Origin of the sequence: Shewanella sp. ISTPL2 (genome assembly GCF_013283205.1) — a bacterium.
Classification (GTDB): domain Bacteria; phylum Pseudomonadota; class Gammaproteobacteria; order Enterobacterales; family Shewanellaceae; genus Shewanella; species Shewanella oncorhynchi.
On the sequence record NZ_JAAPAV010000001.1, the window covers coordinates 2055472 to 2079385 of the forward strand.

The 23914-nt window shown below is 45.4% G+C and carries 19 protein-coding genes; 8 read left to right on the forward strand and 11 right to left on the reverse strand.

Annotated features, from left to right (window positions below; genetic code table 11):
- Positions 1-20 precede the first annotated feature (20 nt).
- The 3 genes from hisC to hisG form a co-directional block, all read right to left on the reverse strand.
- On the reverse strand, positions 21-1199 hold the full coding sequence (gene hisC / locus HUB64_RS09130; protein ID WP_173496839.1) for a histidinol-phosphate transaminase: 1179 nt from the start codon (positions 1197-1199) through the stop codon (positions 21-23).
- A 90-nt stretch (positions 1200-1289) separates the two neighbouring features.
- Positions 1290-2612, reverse strand: a complete 1323-nt coding sequence (hisD, locus tag HUB64_RS09135; protein ID WP_173496840.1) for a histidinol dehydrogenase — start codon at positions 2610-2612, stop codon at positions 1290-1292.
- A gap of 3 nt (positions 2613-2615) precedes the next feature.
- Positions 2616-3515 carry an ATP phosphoribosyltransferase gene (hisG, locus tag HUB64_RS09140; RefSeq protein WP_105252639.1) on the reverse strand — a complete coding sequence of 300 codons (900 nt, stop codon included), beginning with the start codon at positions 3513-3515 and terminating at the stop codon, positions 2616-2618.
- Between the two features lie 591 nt (positions 3516-4106).
- Here hisG and HUB64_RS09145 point away from each other — a divergent pair.
- The gene (locus HUB64_RS09145; RefSeq protein WP_173244604.1) at positions 4107-4286 is read left to right on the forward strand and encodes a hypothetical protein; all 180 of its coding nucleotides are present in this window, start codon (positions 4107-4109) and stop codon (positions 4284-4286) included.
- A 222-nt stretch (positions 4287-4508) separates the two neighbouring features.
- Here HUB64_RS09145 and HUB64_RS09150 read toward each other — a convergent pair whose 3' ends face one another.
- On the reverse strand, positions 4509-5009 hold the full coding sequence (locus HUB64_RS09150) for a GNAT family N-acetyltransferase (protein ID WP_173496841.1): 501 nt from the start codon (positions 5007-5009) through the stop codon (positions 4509-4511).
- 435 nt (positions 5010-5444) lie between these two features.
- Between HUB64_RS09150 and HUB64_RS09155 the strand changes: the two genes are divergently transcribed.
- Positions 5445-7454, forward strand: coding sequence for an ATP-dependent DNA helicase (locus HUB64_RS09155; RefSeq protein WP_173496842.1), 2010 nt, complete (start codon positions 5445-5447; stop codon positions 7452-7454).
- A gap of 237 nt (positions 7455-7691) precedes the next feature.
- Here HUB64_RS09155 and HUB64_RS09160 read toward each other — a convergent pair whose 3' ends face one another.
- Positions 7692-7982, reverse strand: a complete 291-nt coding sequence (locus tag HUB64_RS09160) for a cytochrome c3 family protein (protein ID WP_028759787.1) — start codon at positions 7980-7982, stop codon at positions 7692-7694.
- A 535-nt stretch (positions 7983-8517) separates the two neighbouring features.
- Positions 8518-10506, reverse strand: coding sequence for a TonB-dependent receptor (locus tag HUB64_RS09165; protein WP_173496843.1), 1989 nt, complete (start codon positions 10504-10506; stop codon positions 8518-8520).
- A gap of 432 nt (positions 10507-10938) precedes the next feature.
- Between HUB64_RS09165 and HUB64_RS09170 the strand changes: the two genes are divergently transcribed.
- On the forward strand, positions 10939-11517 hold the full coding sequence (locus HUB64_RS09170; RefSeq protein WP_131524464.1) for a nuclear transport factor 2 family protein: 579 nt from the start codon (positions 10939-10941) through the stop codon (positions 11515-11517).
- Between the two features lie 51 nt (positions 11518-11568).
- Here HUB64_RS09170 and HUB64_RS09175 read toward each other — a convergent pair whose 3' ends face one another.
- Positions 11569-12216 carry a DUF938 domain-containing protein gene (locus HUB64_RS09175; RefSeq protein WP_173496844.1) on the reverse strand — a complete coding sequence of 216 codons (648 nt, stop codon included), beginning with the start codon at positions 12214-12216 and terminating at the stop codon, positions 11569-11571.
- Between the two features lie 428 nt (positions 12217-12644).
- On the opposite strand from HUB64_RS09175, the gene HUB64_RS09180 reads away from it, so the two are divergent.
- A complete protein-coding gene (locus HUB64_RS09180; protein ID WP_173496845.1) occupies positions 12645-13934 on the forward strand; it encodes an FAD-binding oxidoreductase in 1290 nt (429 codons plus the stop codon).
- Positions 13935-13979: 45 nt separating this feature from the next.
- On the opposite strand, the gene HUB64_RS09185 is transcribed toward HUB64_RS09180, so the two are convergent.
- A complete protein-coding gene (locus tag HUB64_RS09185) occupies positions 13980-14858 on the reverse strand; it encodes a LysR family transcriptional regulator (RefSeq protein ID WP_173496846.1) in 879 nt (292 codons plus the stop codon).
- Between the two features lie 176 nt (positions 14859-15034).
- Here HUB64_RS09185 and HUB64_RS09190 point away from each other — a divergent pair, with 176 nt between their 5' ends.
- Together HUB64_RS09190 and fghA are read left to right on the forward strand one after the other, a co-directional pair.
- Complete coding sequence (locus HUB64_RS09190) at positions 15035-16174, forward strand: S-(hydroxymethyl)glutathione dehydrogenase/class III alcohol dehydrogenase (protein WP_173496847.1); 1140 nt, start codon at positions 15035-15037, stop codon at positions 16172-16174.
- A gap of 47 nt (positions 16175-16221) precedes the next feature.
- Entirely contained in the window at positions 16222-17064 is an 843-nt protein-coding gene (gene fghA / locus HUB64_RS09195) for an S-formylglutathione hydrolase (RefSeq protein ID WP_028759793.1), read from the forward strand.
- 118 nt (positions 17065-17182) lie between these two features.
- Here fghA and HUB64_RS09200 read toward each other — a convergent pair whose 3' ends face one another.
- Positions 17183-18559 (reverse strand): L-serine ammonia-lyase, encoded by a 1377-nt coding sequence (locus HUB64_RS09200; protein WP_131524458.1) that lies wholly within the window; start codon positions 18557-18559, stop codon positions 17183-17185.
- Positions 18560-18944: 385 nt separating this feature from the next.
- Between HUB64_RS09200 and nagZ the strand changes: the two genes are divergently transcribed.
- On the forward strand, positions 18945-19973 hold the full coding sequence (gene nagZ / locus HUB64_RS09205; RefSeq protein WP_173496848.1) for a beta-N-acetylhexosaminidase: 1029 nt from the start codon (positions 18945-18947) through the stop codon (positions 19971-19973).
- Between the two features lie 79 nt (positions 19974-20052).
- A complete protein-coding gene (ycfP, locus tag HUB64_RS09210) occupies positions 20053-20592 on the forward strand; it encodes an alpha/beta hydrolase YcfP (RefSeq protein WP_028759796.1) in 540 nt (179 codons plus the stop codon).
- A 681-nt stretch (positions 20593-21273) separates the two neighbouring features.
- Here the strand turns inward: ycfP and HUB64_RS09215 are convergent.
- Positions 21274-21564 carry a hypothetical protein gene (locus tag HUB64_RS09215; protein ID WP_173496849.1) on the reverse strand — a complete coding sequence of 97 codons (291 nt, stop codon included), beginning with the start codon at positions 21562-21564 and terminating at the stop codon, positions 21274-21276.
- 65 nt (positions 21565-21629) lie between these two features.
- Positions 21630-23750: an AAA family ATPase gene (locus HUB64_RS09220; RefSeq protein WP_173496850.1), complete on the reverse strand. Its 2121-nt coding sequence runs from the start codon at positions 23748-23750 to the stop codon at positions 21630-21632.
- Positions 23751-23914: the final 164 nt, after the last annotated feature.

Sequence of the window (23914 nt, forward strand, 5' to 3'; positions counted from 1 at the left end):
TTATTAGTTTTTATGTTCAGTTACTTATTATTCGTTTCTGGTGACTGCTCAGTGTGTTGCGATTCAAATAAATTCACTAACACATCGGTATCCGCCTTTGAACTAAAGCTAAAGCGGATAGCCTTGGCAAGCCTTGGGTCTTTGTAGGCGCGGGCGACAACGCCGCTGCCTTGCAGTAACGCCGCGACCTTGGCGACATCATCAAATTCAGCCAGCACATAATTGCCGTTAGGCTTAAGCACGCGGGCGCGCGAATCTGAACTATTCGATTTTGAACAATAAGCGCTGATCGCCGCGGTGAGTCTGGCGCCTTGCTCATTTAATTGTGCAACTTGCACTTTCATCCGCGCAATGCCAGCGCTTGATAGCGCCTGTGTGGCGACTTCACTCACGGGCAGCGGCACTGGATAGGGGGCAATCACGCGCATAATGATTTCGACCACTGCCTCGTTTGCCAGCATAAAACCACAGCGTGCGCCGGCGAGAGCAAAGGCTTTTGACAGGGTGCGCAGTACCACCAGATTCGGATAGCTTTCCAGCAAATCCGCCACGCTGTATTCGGGGCAAAACTCAATATAAGCTTCATCAATGACCACAAGCGCGTCGGGCAGGGCTTTGATTGCTTGCTCGATAATGGCTTTGTCGATCACTGTGCCAGTCGGGTTATTGGGATTGCAGATAAACACCAGTTTTGCGCCGCGAACGTCCTTGGCATAGCTTGTCGGCAAGCCATATTCCGCGCTGAGATTTAACGCTTTAACGCCCACATTAAAGGTGTTCGCGCTGATGGCATACATGCCGTACGTCGGGCCAAAGTAGGCAATGCTGTCGACGCCTGGTATACAAAAGGCGCGAATTAACAGTTCAATCGCTTCATCGGCGCCGCGGCTGGCGACTATCTTGCTGGCGCTCACGCCGCTGTATTCACTGTAGGCATTGATAAGCTGCGGCGGTTGGCATTCTGGATAACGATTCAATTTTGATAAATCGAGCGCTGCCGTATCGACATTATTAAAAGGCGATTCGTTGGCATTGATCCAAATATCACCACGACCGCCCAGTCTGCGGGCACTCTGGTAGGGCGTTAAATCCAGTAACTCAGGGCGCGCTAAACGCTCGGCTAAATTTAGTGGCGCCGATTGCGTTAACGTTGATGCTGTGGGGTCTGCTGTCTTTTCCATGCTGCTCACTTGGCTCATTTTCTTCACTCAGCTCTATTTTTATTCACTTAAGTGCTAATTACTTAAGAGTTGCTCACTTAAGTGCTAATCACTTAAGATCTAGGCGGGTCATTTCTCTAGGCTAGCTAGACGAATGGCGACGGCATTTTTGTGCGCATCGAGCAATTCGTTACTGGCTAACGTCATGACCGCTTGCCCCAATCCTATTAAGCCTTTAGCGCTGAGTTCCTGCACGGTAAAGCGGCGGCTAAAGTCGGCTAATGACAGGCTCGACACGGCGCGGCTGTAACCGTAAGTCGGTAGCACGTGGTTGGTGCCACTGGCATAATCGCCAACAGATTCAGGTGTATAAGCGCCTAAAAATACCGAGCCCGCGGCGCGAATTTTTTTCAGCACCTCACGGGGAAAGCGCGTTTGAATGATCAAGTGCTCAGGCCCATATTGATTAGAAACCTGCGCGGCTTGCAGCATATCGTCCACAACAAAAGTGCGACTGCTCAGTAGCGCCGTTGCCGCGATATCACAACGCGGCAGTGCAGCGAGCTGTCTTGTCAGTGCGTCATTCACGCCATCGGCGATAGCTTGCGAATCCGTTACTAAAATCACTTGTGAATCAGGGCCGTGCTCAGCTTGTGAAAGCAAATCGGCGGCGATAAATTCGCAATTGGCGTCGCTATCGGCAATCACCAACACCTCAGAAGGACCAGCCGGCATATCGATACACACAGTGCAGCGGCCATCCTGTGACACTAAGCGTTTAGCTTCAGTCACGTAGCGATTACCTGGGCCAAAAATCTTATCGACCGTGGGAATCGTTTCTGTGCCAAAGGCCAGTGCCGCAATGGCCTGCGCGCCACCCACTTGATAAATTTCAGTGATCCCGCAGGCATTGGCGGCATAGATAATGGCATCGTTGATCGGCGGTGGGCTGACCAATACTCTTTGTTCGCAGCCGGCGATCTTGGCGGGCAGGGCGAGCATCATCACGGTAGAAATTAATGGCGCACTGCCACCAGGAATATATAAACCCACTTTTTCAATCGGTTCGTTACGTAGCTCGCAGCGTACTCCCGCCTCGGTTTCCATATCAATCGGGCGAAATTGCTGGGCGCTGTGAAACACATCTATGTTCGCCATGGCTTTGGCGATCGCCGCTTTCAGCTCTGGTGATACCTGTGCGCTTGCCGCTGCAATCTCGGCTTCACCCATGCGCAGCTCGCCACTTCCTTGTCCATTTAAATCTTTGGTCGCGCTATTGAAGCCATCAAACTTTTGATTAAATTCGGCAATGGCGGCATCACCCCGCGTTGCCACTGCATCGATAATGGCGCGAACGCTTTGCTCTAAGCCGCTATCACCAATTAAGGGCGAGCGTTTCAGCGCCGTTTTCTGCTCGGCGGTTGATAAGGTTGACCAAGTTAGGATTTCCATACATTACCCCATCATTTTTTCGATTGGCATTACCAGAATCGAGCTGGCACCGAGTGCGGTCAACTGTTCCATGGTATCCCAGAATAAATCTTCGGTACTGACAGCGTGGATAGCCACGCGGTTAGTATCATCATTTAATGGCAATACGGTTGGGTTTTCAGCGCCTGGCAGCAGGGCGACGATTTGATCTAAGGTTTCGGTTGGCGCGTGTAGCAGTATGTACTTGCTCTCACGGGCGCGGATAACGCCGTTGACGCGGGACAGAATTTTGTCGATGAGTGCTTGTTTAGTCGGCGATTGGGTTTGGGTCGATTGAATGATGCAGGCCATTGAGCGGTAAATCACTTCGGTTTCGTATAAGCCGTTGGCCTCTAAGGTAGCGCCTGTCGACACGAGATCACAAATCCCATCGGCAAGGCCAGCGCGTGGGGCGACTTCAACCGAACCTTTTAACATACAGTCGCGATAAGTTATGCCTTTTTGTTGCATAAAACGGCGCAGCAGGTTCGGGTAAGAAGTGGCGATGCGTAATCCTTCTAAAGAGGAGGCATCGGCGTAACTGAATTCTGTTGGTACGGCTAACGAGAGGCGACACGAACCGAAATCTAACTGACGCAGTTTGAGGCACTCTGCGGGTTTGTTTAGAGTTTGACGCTCGATTTGTTCCTCTTCGAGCACGTTTTCACCGATGATCCCCATATCGACCACGCCGTCCATCACCAATCCAGGAATATCGTCATCACGAACGCGCAATAAATCGATAGGCATATTGTCAGCGTGAGCTATAAGGCGTTGTTCATTAATGGAAAATTTAACACCACAGCTTTTTAGCAGTTGCTGAGAGTCAGTAGAAAGACGGCCAGATTTTTGGATGGCGATGCGTAAACGGTTCGATTCAGTCATAGTGTTATCTCGCTCAAAAGTATCAAAATTAAAAGATTCAAAAAGTGTTGTTTAACCGGTTTAATACGCCCTGCCATTCAATGGGCCCTAGCTAAGGAATCTAGCTCAGTGCTCTAGCTAACGTATTGATAATTTATTAAATATCTAAAAATTTTTTATTTAAATTAACACCAAAATTAACGCTTAAATGCAAAAACCCCCGGAATTCCTTCCAGGGGTTTATGATCATCTTGAATCAGTCCGCCAGAAGGATATAGTCCTCCGGCAGTGAGCGTCCGAAGGCTACCGCATATGGTGGTGATGGTGTTGGATAGCGTTCAGTAGTGGGCTCATTTTACTCTCTCGGTATTTAACGTTATTGGCTCAACTGTTCGAAATAAAGTGCGGTCGAAATACAGTGAAGCCTTGAATGTGTTGTTACGGACGTCTATCCGTATAAGTGGATTTAAACTAACCGCTTTTATGAGCCTTTGCAACAGTCAATTTGAATTAAATGAGAATATTTATGCGTTTTTGTGAAAGGTAGAGGGTTATCGTTAAATAAAGTTATTGAGCATTTTTGTTGGGGGGATGTTGAAAGTGGATGGAAATGTGTTGGAAGTCGTGCAGGGGAACTGTAACTTGAGTTGTGAGCATTTGCTGATATTCATTAATACAGGCTTGCCATGGTGTTCACTCACCGACTCGCAGCCAGTCCGTCCTTGGATGCTCGACCGCCCCGTCCATGGGGCGGACGGTCGTCTCGCTAATCACCATGGCCTACCTTTTTAGCATTAGCATAAACTATAGGTTTTAAGGAGACACGCAGCACGCTTTTGGACAAAAGCGCGGAAGATCTATTACTCACAATCGTCTAGTTCACATTACGATAAGTAAGTATGGCGAAGGTCAAAAAACGTAGACATTGCTGAGGTCAATTCTAACTAGATGGCCAAATTAACCGTACCACTACAAACAATGGGTGGCTTAGAAAAACTTGAATAACATCGATTGTTAGATGTGTTCATTTATGATGAATGTATAAAACGGAGTCGTTTCATCCTCGATTAACTCACGTACTGAATTAAGCTGTAATCGTTTTGATACCGCTTTAAAAAAGCGCAAAGCCAGTTCATTTTCTTTGAACGTAGCGACCAGCATTGGTGTGCTAATCTGCTCAAATATTTGACGGACTACTTCGAGCGCAATCCAACCACCGCGATATTTAGGAAGAATAAAGAGGTCAGCCAGTTCCCAGATAAGCCTTTTTTCATCTTCAACCCATTCTAGTAGAACAAAGCCTATCAATACTTTATTTACCCAAATGAGGTAGGCTTTTGCCTCTTGTGAGTTAACATAGAATTCAAGATCTGAGGCTGTAGAGCCATCATATAAAGCATCAATACCTATATCTTCTTTACTCCAAGATGTTGAATCAAAATAATAAAGTTGGAGCAGACGTTGTAGCGTTGTGGTGTCACTTATTTTTAAATTGATAAGACTGACGTTTGACATCATTCATCCTGATTACCTGCGTCTAAGTATTGATGCTTGGGCACTGAAACATCCTGTTATCGAGCGTTTATAATGGTATAGAGTTTTGCTTTGCTGAGGTAGCTTATTTATTTCAAATGATTAGTGGCAGGCTGAAATCGACAGAAGTTTGCGAACTGTTACAGCTAGCGCACATGCTTTGGCGGATGCTAGCAAATACCGACGTTTAAATTGGCGTTAATTACGCGGCTAACTTGTAGTCTTATCTCAAATCAGCATAATGTTTCGAGCCGTTAAGCTTAACGCTATTGTTTACGGTCGCGGCTTGCGTCACTAACCAGTGCTTGTGGTTAATTAAAGTCATCACAATGCACTCGCTCAGCAATTTATTGTGTGGACTTGCAGTACTGTTTTCACTGACGTTCCTAACACCTTGATAAAGGATTGATTCTCCCTTTGACTCGCTCCCGCCAACCGACATCAAAGCATGTTTCCTCTAAAGAAACCGTCGCTAAGCCTTCTGCTTTAAAAGGCGCCGCTGCGGTGAGTCGACTCGCGTCCGAAGTGCAACGCGCATTTTTGCCCGATGGAGTATTGTCTAAACATATTCAAGGATTTAGTGCGCGAACAAGCCAGATGCAGATGGCACAGGAAGTGAGTAAGGCGATAGCGGCGAAGGGGAATGTAGTAATTGAGGCGGGTACGGGGGTAGGTAAAACCTTTGCGTATTTGATCCCCGCGATATTGAGCGGTAAGCAAGTCATCGTCAGTACGGGCAGTAAAAACTTGCAAGAGCAGTTGTTTTTTAAAGACTTACCCGCGCTGGTCGCCATGTTGGGGATTGAGCCTAAACTGGCTCTACTAAAGGGCCGCAATAATTATCTGTGCCAGTGGCGACTCGATAAGCAAATGAGCGAGGCGACACATATCGATGCGCGTTTGTTGGATGATTTGTTGAAAATCAATCAGTGGGCGAGCACCTGTAAAGATGGTGATATTGGCGGCTTAACCTCAGTGCCTGAGAATTCTTCGGCGCTGCCGCTTGTGGTCAGCACTAAGGAAAGCTGTATTGGTAAGCGCTGCGACTTTTACGATGTCTGCTTTACTCGCAAGGCGCGCAGCCGTGCCTTGGATGCCAAAATCATTGTGGTTAACCACCATTTATTTTTCGCCGATAGCGTACTGAAAGACACGGGCTTTGCCGAGTTATTACCCGATCCTGATGTGGTGATTTTCGATGAAGCGCATTTATTACCCGATATTTGCGTTAACTATTTTGGCCAGCAATGTTCGAGTCGTACTATCGATGATTTCATTCAAAAGCTACTCGCTATTTATCAGACTGAACTCAGTGATACTGGGCAACTCGCCCAATTTTGCCAGCGTTGCCTCGCTAAATTAAGTGATTGGCATAATCAGTTATATTCCTGCGGCGAATCCGATTGGCGTTTAGTGCTGGGCAATAAAGCGCTCGCGGCGGCGTCATGGGATTTATTAGCGGAATTAACCGCGCTGCAGAATTTATTAATGGCCCATATTGGGCGTAGTGAATTGTTAGATGATATCGCCATTAAGTTGGCTGAGCTGAATAATAAGCTCAGTGTGTTTTTTAACTGTGATAATAATTTGGCGGCCTACAGCATCGAATTTGGTAGTCGCTTTGTGGTGCTGCGAATTTCACCAATCAATATTGCCCGTGAGTGCCAACAATTATTTGTGCCCGAAACCAGCTGGATATTTACCTCGGCAACTTTGCAGGTTAACCGCAGTCTTGTTCATTTTGCCCGAGAAATGGGTATCGTTGATGCGCAGCAAAGCATTCTCGACAGTCCCTTCGATTATCCCCGCCAAGCGGTATTTTGTGTGCCGAGACAACTTGGGAGCGTGACCAATCAACAGCAAGCGTTAAAGCAGTTGGTGGATGTGTGCGTGCAAGCGATAGATGCGGCGCAGGGACGGACTTTTATTTTATTTACCAGCCATAAAATGCTCGAACAAGCGGCGCTGGCACTGCGAACTCGCACTCAGTATCCGCTGCTGGTACAAGGCCAAGCGGGTAAACAGAGTCTGCTGACTAAATTTCGCCAACTCGGCAATGCGGTATTGCTCGGTACCAGTAGTTTTTGGGAAGGGGTGGATGTGCGCGGCAAATTGTTAAGCTGCGTGATTATCGACAAATTACCTTTTGTGTCGCCCGATGAGCCGCTGTATCGCGCCCGAGCCGACAATGTGAGTCGTCAGGGACTAGATCCTTTTACTGAAGTGTCGTTACCGCAGGCGATTATTGCTCTGAAACAAGGTGTTGGCCGTCTTATTCGTGATGAAAAAGATCGTGGTGTGCTGATCCTTTGCGATAATCGCATTGTGAATCGCTACTATGGCCAAGCTTTTTTAAACTCGCTGCCACCGATGGCGCGCACCCGTGACCTAGAAAAGGCATTGGCGTTTTTGAGAACAATCCCCTGAGAGTCGTCTATGGCTTACCTAGCATACGTAAACTTGTCCTATTTGCCGGATATGGAATTCTGAGCTAAGTATTGAGCCGTTACACATATTGTAAGGATATAAAAACGGAGGTAAAAATTGCCACCTGTGAGCAATAGGTGGCAAACACCCTTGGAGGTTGGGTCAAGTGGCATCCTGCCTAATGGTTCCATTCAAAATAAATAATTCTTCGGCCTTTGGTTTTAGATTTTTTGTGAATTAATGGCATTCTTTGCAAGCATCTGCTGGTGCTTTTTCTTGATGAGCGATATGGCAATTGGTGCATGTTAAAACGCCATCATGTTTAGTATGAGCTTCACCTGCGAGAGTTTTCATTTCTCCATGGCATGATACACATTGCTGATTTTCAAAAACATAATCCGCTGAAGGTTTTTTATCTTTATGGCAGGATTCACAGTCAGATCTTTCAGAATGACTGTCGGCAAGTGATACCGCCATTAAATTCGTTGAAAAGCACAGTGCGCACATTAGCATCATCTTTTTAAGCATGTTATTTTCCTTTTTTATTGTTGGTTAAATCATCATTCTGAAGCGAGTAAATCACATATCTAGCTATGAAATATGTAACTTGAAGTTGGAACTGTATTTTTCTCGCTGTTTTATTAGTGATATAAACGGAAAGATAATATCGCTTTTGCTTGGTGCGTAAGTTTAATAATCGAGAATTTTACACCTCAAGCTTTAGCAGTCTTGCGTGTGTATAATAGTTTTTTAATATGACAAAACCTTGATCGTTATCAAAGGTTAACGGGTGAGTTATTTTTTAGCGTTAAAGTATGATCAAGGTTATATTGCGGAATGTAAAAGACTAATGATTTAAATCTGGATTATGTAATTTATATTTTTGATGTTTATTTAAAAATTCTATATTTTAGAAAATATATTTATTTTACTTTTTCTAGTCGGATGTGTGATATTTATTTTGGTCTTAAAACAATAGGCGAAGCCAAAACGGGCTTCGCCTATGATGTTTAATGTTGAGTAGCAGAGCTATAATTACACATTAATTTCTGGCTTGTAGAGCTTAGAAACTTGCAGTTACCCCAGCATAAATACTGCGACTCTTTTGAATATAATCAAGGTCGGTGGCAACTTGATCACGTTCAGAATCCGTTAGGTTAGTCACGCCGAGTTTCAGTCTAAACATAGGATTAATTTGATAATTCGCACCTATATCGAGCGAGCCATAACCCTCTGATTTGACATTGGCTCGCAAATACTGCTCGCCAGTATAATGGTAGGCGATAAAGGTGGATAAACCATCGAATGCCTGCCATTGCAGTTTCAGGTTATAGCTGTCGTCCGGTGTTAAGGTAAAAGGCGCGCCATTTTGCTTATCTTCGGCCTCGGTTTTACTGTAATTACCGTTTAGGCTGAGATCTTGAGTTAAATTGTACCAAGCTTGTAATTCCCAGCCTGTGATCTTGGCTTCGTTCACGTTTTGGTAAGTTAATACAGCACCAGGGACTCTATTCCAAGTTTCGGTGATAATTTTATTTTTTACATCGTTATGGAAGTAGGTGATCGAGCCACCAAAATCCGTGGTTTGATATTGGGTCGATAATTCGTAGTTCACTGAGGTTTCGGGTTGAAGATCAGGATTTCCCGCAACGGTACAGGTGCCACGACAAGCGGGGATAATATAATCGGCTTGGGATTGTGCCATATTTGGCGCTTTAAAGGCTTTGCCGCCACCACCTTTAATGACCCATTCAGAGCTTAAGTTATACACCAAATACAAGCGTGGGCTAAATTCGGTGCCGTACACATCGTGGTGATCGACGCGCCCACCTAAGGTGATATTGAGTTCGCCTAAGCTAAATTCATCTTGTAGATACAATGCCGATTGGCTGTCGTCTAAGGTGCCATCACCTAAAATATTGCGGCTATTTTCGAGCTGGGTCCAACGGTATTCTGCACCGCTGGTTAACATGTGATCGCCAAGCAGGACAGTGGTTTGACCGTCGAGATTGTGGTTGGTTTGGGTGATATTACCTATCTCGGCGATTAACGCTGAGTCGTCAGTCACCTCAACATTTTCATAGTAATAGCGCAGGCGAGTATCACCCCAGTTCCAGTGGCCATTATGGGTCAGACCTGAACTTATCCGCTCCGCTTGTTGGTTATTGGTGAGAATCGTGCCGTAGTTATTCCAATCAGACTCGCGTTCATCGTTGGCGTAACTTAAGTCAAATTGCAGATCTTGCTGGTTATCAATCAGCCATTGTAAATTGGCGAGGGCGCTGATTTCATCTCTGTCTTCTAGAGCATCAATAGTGGGTTTTAAGTCCGAGCGCCATGCATCGCGTTTATTGCTGTCGACGATTAAGTTTGCCAGTAATTTATCTTTGATCAGCGCGCCACTGCTGTAGAAATTGTACTTAGTGCTATCGCCACCCTTGCCACTGGTAGGTGCATCGTATTGCACGCCAACGCTGGTTTGCCAGTTCTCAGTTGGTTGACGCAGTATGACGTTAACCACACCGCCTAAAGCTTCTGATCCGTAGAGGGATGACATAGGCCCACGCACAACTTCGATACGTTCAATGGCAGACATTGGAATAGAGGACAAGTCAAAATCGTTGCCATAACCAGAGGTTAATGCTTCGCGGGAGTTAATGCGGCGGCCATTAATCAAGATTAAAGTGTAATCTGAATCTAAACCTCGCAGGCTGATCTCATTGCGGCCATAGGGCGTGCCTTCGCTGATGTTCACACCCTGTAAATAACGGACTGCGCTAGCGAGATCGTCTATGACTAGCGCTTCAAGTTCACTGCGGTTAATAACGGACACCGAAGCGGGCGCCGAAAGCTCCGAGTGTTTAGTTTGTGTTGCTGTTATCACCATGCGTTCCATTTCTGGAGTGGTATCTTGCGTATTTGCAGCACTAGCCCATGCTGCAGGTAATAACAAACATAAACCAATAGCGCGTGATAGCTGGCTCAACATAGGTGTCTGTGTTGCATGAGGTAGATGCGAGGTTTGGCGAGTGCGACGGATAAAGCGGGGCATATCATTCTTCCTTCGGTAATTTTGGCGAATGATAATTATTCTTAATTATAGCTTCAAGCTTGGATGTCTCTCTTTTGTGTAAAGGCAGAGTAAATTTTTAGTGTTTAATAACAGCGTGATAGCCCGTATATTCGACGTGTTGCTCGCTGGCATGGTCATCCTGATTGAGCGCATTGAGCACAAGGCACTGAATATGACGATCTGAGTCTGACTGTCGTCGGATAAATCACTAAAAAATAGTGAGAATAATCAGAAACTATCACAGCACAAAACTGCATAACGTAATATGAAGTTATATCAATATGATTAATATGGACATTTTAACTGGCATAAGCTTTGCTGGCGATGTGACTTTATGTTTCGTGGTGCATTCATGTTTGTGATGTGAATAGTCGCCATACAAATTGTATTGCCAATATTTACGGAGAGAATATGAATCCAGCATTTTATAGCCTAGCCACAGTCACTGTTTTAACCTTGTCACTCGCCACTACCGAACCTGCTGTTGCCACAGATGCGCCCGCATTAGCTAATGCCGCATCAGTTAAAACGGCTGGGGCTCCACAAACTGACATTGCGCAGCCCGCTACTGCACTTACAGACACTTTATCTACCCAAATTGCAGCGGTGGATTTTGCCTTGTTCGACAGTTTCAATAAGTGCACCGCCCCTGCTGAACTCAAGAAACACGCGGCGTTTTTCACTGAAGATGTAGAGTTTTACCACGATACGGGTGGCGTTACTTGGAACCGCAAGGACATGATCGCCAACACCGAAAAATATGCCTGTGGCCATTACCGCCGCGAGTTAGTTGCGGGCACGATGAAAGTGTTTCCGGTGAAAGAGTTTGGCGCGATAGAGCAAGGCGTTCATCGTTTTTGCAGCTTTGAAACTGGTAGCTGTGATGGCCTAGCCGACTTTGTCATTGTGTGGCGCAAACAGAACGAACAGTGGAAAGCCACTCGAGTGCTGAGCTATGGGCACAGAACCGCCGAGGCCAAAACGGACTAAACCACTCAACCAAAGCTAGCTTTTAACAAAAAACGAGCCTTTAACAAAAAGCTAGCCTCTAACAAAATGCAGTAGTCGATTATTGGCGGGCATAGCCACATCTTGCTTCAGCGTTAAGCCTTGCTCGCTGGCTAAACTGCAAATCCATTCAATATCGCGAATGCCGCTGGCGTGATCCCGCTGTTTTAAAAAGGCATCAAACTGGCGATTGCTGTCACTGCTAAATTCGCCTTGGTAGTTAAAGGGGCCGTAAATGCACAGGGTCTTGAGTTGGGGGAGATACAGACCAAGGCCAGTAAAAAACGCTTCAACCATATTTTTGCTCATAATATGCAAAGTGTTCGCAGTAAATACGCCATCAATATGAGGTGTTAATCCCTTCACCGGCCATGGCGCGGTAACATCAAGGGTAAGTGGTAAGCGTAGGTTTGCCGCTGCATTGGGTAGCTTGCCTTCATGCATACACCTTGCGGTAATGACCTCAATATATTCAGCCTGATCGCTGGTTTGCCAGATTAAATGGGGAAGATTTGCTGCAAAATACACAGCATGTTGCGCTGTGCCACTGCCGATTTCGAGCACATGTTGGTTGAGTGAGAATGCTTGTGTTAATACCGCTAAAATCGGCGCTTTGTTGTTTTCGCACGCTTGGGAAAACGGCAATTGGACAAGTGGCTGGGCAATTGGCATTAGTGGCATAATGGACTCTAGGTTGCTGAGATTAAAAGAGGATGACGCTGCACAAGCCTATCTTAAACCAGCAAAAAGTATAAGACTTAAAAGATAAAATGAGCCGCGCCTTAACATTCGGAGTCTCTATCTTAGATAACTTAATCTTAGGTACCGCCATTTCAGAAGTTTCCATCTCAAGCTCCTCCATTTCAGGTTCTTCAAGAAGGAGCCTGCAGTCAGCTCAACTTCCTTTGTCCTGTCCTGCAAATAGTTATCGCAATTCACTGTTGATCTCGATCTCAACTCAGATATACTCACAAATTCTGAACGCTTGTAAAAAATATAAAACAACATCGGTATAATGCCGCGTTAAAACGAGTGTCCAGAACTAAGACTTAACGCTCACTTTCAGCCATCAACTTTCAACAGTTAACTTTCAACATCAAGGAATGACCATGCCAGCAGAGCGTTGCGCCTCCTACTACAATGCCACCATTGACCAAGAGTCAGATTATCCTGCGCTTGAAGGCGACATTCGAGTCGATGTGGCGATTGTTGGTGGCGGTTTTACCGGCGTGGCAACGGCGTTGGAATTATCTGAGAAGGGCTACAAAGTGGCGCTTATTGAGGCCAATAAAATTGCGTGGGGCGCGACTGGACGCAACGGTGGGCAGGTGACGGGCAGTTTGTCCGGCGATGTTGCGATGACAAAACAGCTGCGCCGTCAAATCGGCAATGAAGCTGAGGATTATGTGTGGAATATGCGTTGGCGCGGCCACGATATTATTAAAAATCGGGTGGCCAAGTACGGCATAAACTGTGATTTAAAGTTTGGTCATATCCAAACCGCTTACCAGCCAAAGCACATGCACGAGCTTAGGGCTATGCATGATGAGGCGCAGCGCCGCGGCATGGGTGAATTTATGACGCTGGTATCCGCCGATGAAATGCCTGCCTATTTAGGCTCGCCCTTGTATCACGGCGGCTTAGTCAATCGGCGCAACATGCATTTGCACTCAGTCAATTTATGCCTGGGTGAAGCCCGCGCGGCAGCAGGTCTTGGGGCGTTAATCTTTGAACACTCACCCGTACTTGATATTGAAGAAGGCGATGTGGCGACTGTTGTCACAGCCAAGGGAAAAGTGCGCGCCAACAGTGTGCTGATCGCCGGTAATGCTTACCATAAACTCGCCCGTCCAAAACTGCGTGGTATGTTATTTCCGGCGTCCTTAGGCAATTGCGCCACTGCGATTCTGCCCGATGATGTCGCTTTGCAAATCAATCCGCAGGATTTAGCCGTGTATGATTGCCGCTTTGTACTGGATTACTATCGCCTGACCGCGGATAAACGGCTGATGTTCGGCGGCGGCACTAACTACAGCGGCCGCGATCCTAAAAATGTGGCTGCGGAATTACGGCCCGCGATTGAGCGTACGTTTCCACAATTAAAGGGCGTTAATATCGAATTTGCGTGGGCGGGAATGGCAGGAATTGTGATTAACCGTATCCCGCAGCTCGGCAAAGTGTCGCCTAATGTGTTCTATTGCCAAGGATATTCTGGGCACGGAGTAGCGACATCGCACATTATGGCCGAGATCATGGCCAATGCGATGGACGGGCAATTGCGTGAATTTGATTTGTTTGCCGCCATGCGCCATATCCGCATTCCTTTAAATGAATGGTTCGGCAATCAAGCGCTGGCATTAGGCATGTTGTATTACACTTTGCGGGAAAACTGGCGCTAGTTTGCGCCGTTTTGTCTGCTACCAATCAATCTGCTCAAACAGTATTTAATCCTGCTCGGCGAGTTTTTCGGCAAGGTAATCGACCAATACACGGATCTTAGCCGACAGGTGGCGATTTTGCGGATAGAGTGCCCAAATGCCTTCTTTGGCTTCGCGGTGAGTGTCAAGGAAGGAGAGCAACCGTCCGGCTTGAATATCTTCTTCAATATAATAATCAGGCAGTTGAACTATCCCTATGCCCTTTAGTGCCGCATCCCTTAATGCGTAGCCGCTGTTACAATTGAGATTGCCGCGGACTTTAATATTGCGCTCGCGGCCATTTTCCACAAAGCGCCAGTAATTATGATTACCGATCAAACAATTGTGCTGGCTAAGTTCTGATAAGGTATGGGGCTGACCGTATTTTTCAACATAGCTTGGTGAGGCGGCGACATAGTGGGTACGGCTGCTGAGCGGTTTGGCCATCAGGCTTGAATCGGCGAGTTTTCCGAGGCGAATCGCCAGATCATAACCGCCTTCAATTAAGTCCAAGGTGCGATTGGTCAAGTCGACGCTAAACTCAACGCTTGGATATTGCACCATAAAATCATTGAGTAACGGCATGATAAATTTCTCGCCATAGGCCACGGGCGCCGTGAGTTTGACTAAGCCTTGGGGTGAGTCCTTTAGGTTTGAAATGGCGCGTTCGGCTTCTTCGAGCCCAGTTTGTAATTGGCGGCAATGGCGATAGTAAATCGTGCCTTCTTCGGTTAACGATACTTTGCGGGTGGTGCGGTAAAACAGTTTTGTGCCGAGGCGATTCTCTAGGGCGCTCACTTGGCGGCTAACGTGGGCGGTGGAGATATTCAGCCGCTGCGCCGCTAGGGTGAAACTTTCGGCCTCGGCCACCGCGACAAACTCAGAAATGCCATCCCAGAGATACATTGTTGTTGCTCAGTAAAAATGAATTGCTTGAATACTAGATTGTCTCTTTCTGAGAAACAAATACAATCTTACTATGCAGTAGAGTCAGTGCAATGGGCGCAAGAGTATGCTTGGCCTGAGTAGAATCGAGTACATACCAATGACTTATTCATATTACCTACGAAAGGACGCTAACAATGTCGAACGAAAAACCGCAGTTTATTAAATCAAAGGCCGCCGTTGCGTGGGGCCCAGGACAACCGCTTAAGATTGAAGAAGTGGATGTGATGTTACCTAAAGCGGGTGAAGTCCTAGTGCGCATTGTGGCCACGGGCGTGTGTCACACGGATGCGTTTACCCTGAGTGGTGACGATCCAGAAGGGGTATTCCCCGCGATTTTAGGCCATGAAGGCGGCGGTATCGTTGAGCAAGTGGGCGAGGGCGTGACCAGCGTACAAGTGGGCGATCATGTGATCCCACTCTATACCCCAGAGTGCGGCGAATGTAAGTTCTGCCTATCGGGCAAGACTAACCTGTGCCAAAAAATTCGTGCGACCCAAGGTAAAGGCTTAATGCCCGATGGCACCACGCGTTTTTATCTCGATGGCAAGCCTATTTTCCATTACATGGGCTGCTCGACCTTCTCTGAATATACCGTGTTACCTGAAATCTCATTGGCTAAAGTCAATAAGAGCGCGCCATTAGAAGAAATTTGTTTACTAGGTTGCGGCGTAACCACAGGTATGGGCGCTGTGATGAACACGGCCAAAGTGGAGGAAGGCGCGACCGTGGCGATTTTCGGCCTCGGCGGTATCGGTTTATCGGCGATTATCGGTGCGACTATGGCGAAAGCTAGCCGCATTATTGCCATCGATATCAACGAGTCTAAGTTCGAGTTAGCCAAGAAACTCGGCGCGACCGACTGCATCAACCCAAAATTGCTGGATAAGCCAATCCAAGAGGTGATTGTCGAAATGACCGATGGCGGCGTGGATTACTCCTTTGAGTGCATCGGCAATGTCAACGTGATGCGCAGCGCCTTAGAGTGTTGTCATAAGGGCTGGGGCGAGTCGGTGATCATCGGTGTTGCCGGTGCTGGTCAAGAGATTTCAACCCGTCCATTCCAACTGGTTACTGGCCGAGTGTGGCGCGGTTCTGCCTTTGGCGGTGTGAAAGGGCGCTCAGAGTTACCACAGATTGTTGAGCGTTACTTGGCGGGTGAATTTAAGCTCGATGATTTTATCACCCATACTATGGGACTGGAGCAAATCAATGAAGCGTTCGAGCTAATGCACGAAGGAAAGAGCATCCGCAGCGTGATCCATTTTGATAAATAAGCGGTTTCGCACTTTAAACTGATGACGTTGAGCTTAAAAGGACTTGTATGACCATAGAAAATATCAGTTGTAACAAGAGTTTCGGTGGTTGGCATAAGCAGTATCGCCATCAATCTCAGTCGTTAAACTGCGAGATGCGCTTTGCCATTTATCTGCCGCCTGAGGCGGTGAATAAACCTGTGCCTGTGCTGTATTGGCTTTCAGGTCTAACCTGTACCGATGAAAACTTTATGCAGAAGGCAGGGGCACAGCGCATGGCAGCGGTACTTGGGATGGCGATTGTCGCCCCTGATACCAGTCCTCGCGGTGACGATGTGCCCGATGCGGCGGATAAAGCTTACGATTTAGGCTTAGGCGCGGGTTTTTATCTCAATGCGACAAAAGCGCCTTGGAATCGTCATTACAAGATGTACGATTACATAGTCCATGAGTTGCCTACCTTGATTGAAGCGCATTTTCCTGTCACTACCCAGCGCGCCATCTCCGGCCATTCAATGGGCGGTCATGGTGCTTTGGTGATTGGTCTGAGTAATCCACACAGATATAGCTCAATTTCGGCCTTTAGCCCGATTTCTAATCCAAGTAATGCACCTTGGGGCATTAAAGCCTTTAGTGAGTATTTAGGTGAAAATCGTGAACATTGGCGCCAGTATGATGCCTGCGAGTTGCTTAAGCTCGCGATTAGCGAAGTGCCAGTACTGATTGACCAAGGTGAAGCTGACAGCTTTTTAGATACCCAATTGATGCCACAATCGCTGGTGGATATCGCCCATACCAAGGGTTATCCCTTGGATGTGCGGATGCAAGCGGGGTACGATCACAGCTACTACTTCATCGCGAGCTTTATTGAAGAGCACCTTAAGTTCCATAGCTTGTACTTTAAGCCATAAATAGCCGATTCGGCAGTCACGTCGATGCGCTAAAACAAAAATGCCGCAACTCACTGAGTTATGGCATTTTTTATGGTGCGATTTAAGCAATTAGCGAAAGTGAATTAACACTCAGCACTTAGCACTCAACAATGTTGACCGCTAAACCACCTTTGGCGGTTTCTTTGTATTTACTGCGCATGTCTTTGCCTGTATCCATCATGGTTTTGATCACTTTATCCAGTGAAACCTTATGGTTACCGTCGCCACGCAGGGCCATACGAGAGGCGTTAATCGCTTTAATCGCGCCCATGGCATTACGTTCGATACAAGGCACTTGCACTAGGCCGCCCACAGGATCGCAGGTTAGACCTAAGTTATGTTCCATGCCGATTTCAGCCGCGTTTTCAACGTGCTCAACCGTACCGCCCATGATCTCAGTCAGTGCGCCAGCGGCCATAGAACAGGCCACACCCACTTCACCTTGGCAACCGACTTCGGCGCCCGAAATTGAGGCATTTTTCTTGTACAAAATACCAATTGCAGCGGCAGTTAATAAATAACGGGCGCAGACATCGATATCCACTTCTTGTACGAAGGTATCGTAATAGCATAATACGGCAGGAATAATTCCCGCAGCACCGTTTGTTGGCGCAGTGACGACGCGATCACCGGCCGCATTTTGCTCGTTGACCGACAGTGCGAATAAATCGACCCAATCCATAGCGGTTAATGGATCGACATTGTTACGGCCTTCGGCTTTCAAACGACGGTACAGTGCAGGAGCACGACGACGTAGTTTTAGGCCGCCAGGTAAAATACCTTCCTTCTGATAACCGCGTTCGATACAGGTTTTCATCGTCTGCCAAATATTCCACAGCTTGGCTTTGACTTCATCTTCAGTGGCTAAACTCAGTTCGTTCGCCATCATCAAAGAAGAAATGCTGAGACCTTGTTCTCCGCATAATTCCAGTAAATGAGCCGCACTCACAAAATCAAAAGGAGCCGATTCAATTTGTGAGGCTGGCGATGCATTACGTTGGCTAATTTCATCTTCATCTAAAATAAAGCCGCCACCCACTGAGTAGTAAGTGCGATCAAAAATACATTCCCCTTTACAGTAAGCGTACAAGGTCATGGCGTTAGCATGCGCAGGTAGCGTTTTGCGTCTGTGATAGGTAATGCCTTGCTCACGGGTAAACTTAACCACTTTGCCACAGTGCAGCGTTAAGGTTTCGTCCTTGGAGACGTGTTCTAAAATGCCGTCGATACTGTCAGTGTCCACTGTTTCGGGATCTTCGCCCATTAAGCCTAAAATCACTGCTTTGCCCGTGCCGTGGCCTTTGCCTGTTTGGCCGAGGGATCCAAAGAGTTCGGCTCTTAATTCATCAATCTGGGTCACGAGTCCTGAGTCAGTCAGGTTTTGCATAAAGATTTTGCCCGCTTTCATTGGGCCGACGGTATGTGAACTCGATGGACCTATGCCGATCTTGAACATGTCAAATACGCTAATCATGATAGAAGTCCTGTTGTGTCTTGTTTATTATTTTAGTCTGAGTGCATGGGATTGCTCGCTCTGCAGATTGAAGCACGCTAATCTTGCGCGTGTACTCTGGTCACTGGCGGCGTTCTTTCATGCGAAATCTGCTTGTGTGATACTCTAACGCCAGTATCCCATAGATTAGTGTGACAATTCACATTAGTTTTTTTTATTCGTAATAGTTCGGATAAGCTGAACTTAATTGGGACTTTTTTACAGGCCATTTTATGGCCAAGAATACAGGCTTCGATAGCGCTACAAGGGTAGGTGGCTCGCTTTTTTTAGCTTTTTTGTGAGCGTGGACTACTTATGGCTTGAGTGGTTATTTTTTGAGTATTAATGAATATTTTTAGGGAGAAGTATGAGCTATTTAATGTTGGATTTACTGTCGTTGGACGTCAGTGAGGCTGAATCTGAGATGCTACGCCATCCACAGGTCGGTGGTTTAATCCTATTTTCCCGCAATTTTTCGAGCCGTGATCAGTTGATCCGTCTGGTACAACAGATACGCCAAATCCGCCCAGAAATATTAATTGCCGTTGATCATGAGGGTGGCCGAGTACAACGTTTCCGTGATGGTTTTACTATTATTCCCGCCATGGGCGACATTTTACCCGCAGCAAAGGGCGATATGGTATTGGCCAAGCGTTGGGCCTGTGAGCTCGGTTTCTTGATGGCGATTGAATTACTGGCTTGCGATATCGACTTAAGTTTCGCGCCCGTGTTGGACTTAAACGGTGTAAGCCAAGTCATAGGTAAACGCAGCTTTAGCCCTGAGCCCACCGAGGTCATTACACTGGCCGAAAGCTTTATTGCTGGCATGGCCGCAGCTGGCATGGGCGCCGTGGGTAAACATTTCCCCGGACACGGCAGTGTAGTGGCGGATTCGCACTACGAGAAACCCATTGATGATCGCGATGCCGAGGCGATTTTTGCAAAGGATATCCTACCGTTTAAAGAATTGATCGCAAAAGAAAAGTTATTAGGCGTTATGCCCGCGCACGTGGTTTACCCTAAAGTCGACCCCAACTCTGCGGGCTTCTCTGAATACTGGTTAAAACAAGTGCTACGCAAAGAACTCGGCTTTAACGGGGTGATTTTCTCTGACGATCTCGGCATGCAAGGCGCAGGGTTTGCGGGCGATTACCGTGCAAGGGCCAGCGCCGCCTTAGCCGCAGGTTGCGACATGATTTTAGTGTGTAATGATAATGCGGGCGTAATGTCGCTACTCGATGGCTTTACTTGGCCTGCGAGCGCGCCACAGTATCCTGCGAGTTTACTTAAACCCAATGCCGCGCAAACGGCAGCGGCGCTCGATAATACGGCCCGTTGGGAAAATGCCAAGCAGCTTGCCGAGCAAATTTGTTTGGTTCAACAGGCGAAAGTTTGATGTAGCGCAAGGTGTGAGATCACTCTTTTGCTAGGGTTAGTTAATTCACTGTGATTAAAAATGATTAAAAGGTCTTGATATGATTTTCTATCTTCATGGATTTGATGCTACTAGCCCAGGTAATCACGAAAAAATGCGTCAGTTGCAATTTATTGACCCTGATGTGCGTTTGATCAGTTACAGCACCTTGCACCCTAAGCACGACATGCAACACTTGCTTAAGGAAGTCGCCAAGCAAATGCAGCATAGTGACGATCCCGCGCCGTTAATGGTTGGCGTGGGACTCGGCGCTTATTGGGCCGAACGGATTGGATTTTTGAATGGTCTTAAATCAGTGCTGATTAATCCTAATTTACACCCAGAAAATAATATGCAGGGCAAGATCGATCGCCCAGAAGAATATGCCGACATTGCCAATAAGTGCGTGTCGCAATTTCGTGAAAAGAATACCCACAAGGCCATGTGTATATTTTCGGTTAATGATGAGATGTTCGATAATCAGCAACTCGCCAGTGAATTAAGCGCCTATTATTCGATTGATTGGGATGACGTTCAACCCCACAAATTCCCCCAACTCGCTGCCCATCTGCCCAAAATAAAAGCCTTTAAGTTGGCTTGATTGATATCGATTGAATAAAAGTATCACTCCTCTTTTTATATTTAAGAGGGGAGTGGATTTATCTCATCGGCTATTCCACCTTATGGTTTTGGCTTTCGTACTTCAAACCGCGCACATTGTGACTATGGGTATATATTTCAGTAGGGAATATTGAGGGCTCTAGATTATAAAATCGACTGTATTGGTTTTGGACTGAAATGTGTAGGAAAGTAGTCTCGAGTGGCTGCGACTTTTGGTTTTGTTTTTAGGGGATTAGCGTTGGCTGGTATCTACTTGCACAGGCTTGCCATGGCATTGACTCACCGACTCGCAGCCAGTCCGTCCGTGGATGCTCGACCGACCCGTCCATGGGGCGGACGGTCGTCTCGCCAATCACCATGGCTCACCTTTCGAGCGCTTGCGTAACCTGTAGGTTTTAAAGACTAGATCTAACACTAATAATTACCGTATTCGTTATTTCAATTGGTTATGTAGCCACTATTTTAAAATCTAGTTAGAGATGCTTTAGAAAAAAACATTTTGTTAAGGCTAAAAACTTGCAGAGCATATTTTTTGATAAAAGCGCATTTGAGGATAAGCACGATTTGATATTCTTCGGATTAATACTTTTATAAAGTAACGTCTAAAATCAGCCGCGCCAGAGGCGGCTGCGTTCAACATATTATACGTAACAGTGCTAAATTATAGTTCTGCGAATATTTCAGACATGCCTTTATCACCCTTTTTATAACCATTAGGGCTTGATGAAAATGTCTTGTCCAAAATCTGGAGACCGACAATCTTACTTAATTCACATAAATCCCATTCATGTCCAGGTTTTATGTGGCCTCCTGCTGTTTGATAACAGCGAAGAACAGGATTTCCTGCACGAGAAGTACCAATAGCTGATGGTTGTGCTTCACGCTGCAATCCACTGTATGTAAAGCTAATGTATCTGCGCTCATTTATTGCTTGGATGAGTATTTTTCTCATTTGACACTCCTTGTTTTTAATTGCTATTTATTAATGATCATTTTGCATGTTTTTTATAGCATGTTTTATGCAGGGATGTCTGCAATAAACTTGTTACACTCATTCACAACATATTCTGGGATCAAATCAAAGCGTGACGGATCTAACTGAAAAATAAATTCATTTTCAATATGATAAGTTTCGTTAATAAACTTCTTAATAACTGAGTTCCTAACATCGTCAATATCAAGTAAAAGTCGGGTTAATTGCAGTTTTTCGTAGCCGTTATCGCTTTGTATGTAAAGATTTCTTATGTGTGTTCTATCATTGAATAAAGTAACTATTAATTGATAGTTTTCAGGCAGTTCAGGAATTGTTCTTAGTATTTCTTCAATACCTACGTTTAAGGATTGAGTTGATAAAATCAAACTTTGTTCTTCTGCATTGTTAGAAATTCTATGATCTTCAGGGATAGCGCGTTTTTTGAATAAGTTAGATAGGACTTGATATGCATCTTCAAGCTCGCCGAGTACTTCATAACGACGGCGTAAGTATATAAGTTTTATAATTGGATCAAGTGTAGATAAAAGAATGTTGTTGCAAATTTGTATGAACGTTTTTATATCATCTCCCCTGATTGACTGCTCAATGATTTCTCCTTCTTGCAATTTTAAATATGCAGCGCTTATCTGATTACTGAATTGGCCTTTAACCGACTTAAGCGTATCAATAATTGGTTCAACATCGTGGGTTAACATTAAAACTGTTTTATTCTTTAGGCAGTACTCTGAATCTCTACGAAATAACATCTCCAAAATTGCATATTTTTTATTTTTGTCAAAAGAGGAAATAGGGTCATCCAATATGATTAGATCCGGTTTTTTTGCAATACACTCATACATAAATAGCACGATTGAAAAAGCATTTCGCTCACCGAAACTTAAATGTTCTCTACCTCCACTTAGATGACCAGAATGGTCAATATGCATTAATTTTAGTTGAGACTGCTCACCTTCACCAGTAATGGCAACCTTATAGCGATAACCTGCAAAAGTGAGGAATGCATTGATATCTTTTTGATGTTTCTCAATCAACCTCTCCATTTCAATCCGCTGTTGATTGATTTTTCCTTGCAGTGGACCTGCTTGCTGGGTAAGTGAGTCAATTGATTGGTTAATGGCAGTAATAGTATCTGTTGTTTTATCTGATTTTAATGTCTCAAAAAATTGAAGATCTATTTTATAAGTTGGTAATTTTTTTCCTACATTATCACCTTCTTTAAAGTCAAATCCTGTTAAACTTTTAAGCTTCTCAAGTTTAGTCACCATATCATCAATTTGTGACTTAACAGTCACGATAAAGGTTTCATGCTCTTTTTCTAGTCCATCTTTAAGTGATTTTATGACATCTAATTTTGCTTTTGCTTGTTCTGAAAAAAACTCACCTAGTTTATTAATAACTTCAATGATACTGACCAGATTTTTGATCAGGTTCTTATCATACTCTTGACTTACCTTTGCTATTTGCTCTTTTTTATCGGACGAGTCGCTGGTGCAAAATGGGCAGGAGTCAGATAACTCAGAAAACTCCTTATGTCCCTTTGCTTGCCAATCAATCCAAGTGACACTTTTAGCACTTTGAATAAACGGTTGATAATGCTCCAAGCCTTGAGGAATATGATCAATTTTATTCGGACTAGAAAGCGCTTTTGCACCCACAGAGTTTTTAGCTAAAGCACCGCCTGCGGTGACTTTGAAAGCACCACTTAGTTCTTTTAAGTTCGTTAATAGCATTTCTAATTCAGTATTATTAGCAAACTGCTGTTGAACAGCACTAGTGAAGACTCGTATGTCTCGTTCTTTCTCGTTATATGCATCAGAACGAATAAAAATATCGAAGCTATTGCTCACTAGTTCATCGGGTTGAAAGGTAAATTTGTTCACGTATTCTTCATTAAAGCATAAAATACAGCTTAGATTTTCAACTCCAAAGACTTCAGGTCTGATCTTGTTTGGATTTTCACTACGAAACTTAAAAGGCAATAATCCAGCTAATGCTTGCTCGTTTTTAGCCGATGCAAATTGAATAGCCTTAGAAATGGTACTTTTCCCAGTTCCATTCGGAGCAAATCTGATATTCAGCTTGTTAGCTTCGATGAATATCTTAGCTGAAGTAATGTTGTTGCAGTGCTTGATGTCAATTTCCATTTTACATCCTTGTATTATTTGCTTGGTTTACTTTACCGTTAGAAGATAATTTTTTTCTTAGTTACTTTGCAGCCTTACTAAATTTTGGTCAATGGACTAACACGTGTCTCATGCTCTAACTCACATAAAACAGGCTTAATGCGCATAAGCTATTTAGGACATAC

What these genes read in the sequence shown, in the direction of transcription:
- hisC (WP_173496839.1), bottom strand. Translation starts at nt 1,199, where the DNA reads ATGAGCCAAGTGAGCAGCATGGAAAAGACAGCAGACCCCACAGCATCA.
- hisD (WP_173496840.1), bottom strand. Translation starts at nt 2,612, where the DNA reads ATGGAAATCCTAACTTGGTCAACCTTATCAACCGCCGAGCAGAAAACG.
- hisG (WP_105252639.1), bottom strand. Translation starts at nt 3,515, where the DNA reads ATGACTGAATCGAACCGTTTACGCATCGCCATCCAAAAATCTGGCCGT.
- HUB64_RS09150 (WP_173496841.1), bottom strand. Translation starts at nt 5,009, where the DNA reads ATGTCAAACGTCAGTCTTATCAATTTAAAAATAAGTGACACCACAACG.
- HUB64_RS09160 (WP_028759787.1), bottom strand. Translation starts at nt 7,982, where the DNA reads ATGCTTAAAAAGATGATGCTAATGTGCGCACTGTGCTTTTCAACGAAT.
- HUB64_RS09165 (WP_173496843.1), bottom strand. Translation starts at nt 10,506, where the DNA reads ATGCCCCGCTTTATCCGTCGCACTCGCCAAACCTCGCATCTACCTCAT.
- HUB64_RS09170 (WP_131524464.1), top strand. Translation starts at nt 10,939, where the DNA reads ATGAATCCAGCATTTTATAGCCTAGCCACAGTCACTGTTTTAACCTTG.
- HUB64_RS09175 (WP_173496844.1), bottom strand. Translation starts at nt 12,216, where the DNA reads ATGCCACTAATGCCAATTGCCCAGCCACTTGTCCAATTGCCGTTTTCC.
- HUB64_RS09180 (WP_173496845.1), top strand. Translation starts at nt 12,645, where the DNA reads ATGCCAGCAGAGCGTTGCGCCTCCTACTACAATGCCACCATTGACCAA.
- HUB64_RS09185 (WP_173496846.1), bottom strand. Translation starts at nt 14,858, where the DNA reads ATGTATCTCTGGGATGGCATTTCTGAGTTTGTCGCGGTGGCCGAGGCC.
- HUB64_RS09190 (WP_173496847.1), top strand. Translation starts at nt 15,035, where the DNA reads ATGTCGAACGAAAAACCGCAGTTTATTAAATCAAAGGCCGCCGTTGCG.
- fghA (WP_028759793.1), top strand. Translation starts at nt 16,222, where the DNA reads ATGACCATAGAAAATATCAGTTGTAACAAGAGTTTCGGTGGTTGGCAT.
- HUB64_RS09200 (WP_131524458.1), bottom strand. Translation starts at nt 18,559, where the DNA reads ATGATTAGCGTATTTGACATGTTCAAGATCGGCATAGGTCCATCGAGT.
- nagZ (WP_173496848.1), top strand. Translation starts at nt 18,945, where the DNA reads ATGAGCTATTTAATGTTGGATTTACTGTCGTTGGACGTCAGTGAGGCT.
- ycfP (WP_028759796.1), top strand. Translation starts at nt 20,053, where the DNA reads ATGATTTTCTATCTTCATGGATTTGATGCTACTAGCCCAGGTAATCAC.
- HUB64_RS09215 (WP_173496849.1), bottom strand. Translation starts at nt 21,564, where the DNA reads ATGAGAAAAATACTCATCCAAGCAATAAATGAGCGCAGATACATTAGC.
- HUB64_RS09220 (WP_173496850.1), bottom strand. Translation starts at nt 23,750, where the DNA reads ATGGAAATTGACATCAAGCACTGCAACAACATTACTTCAGCTAAGATA.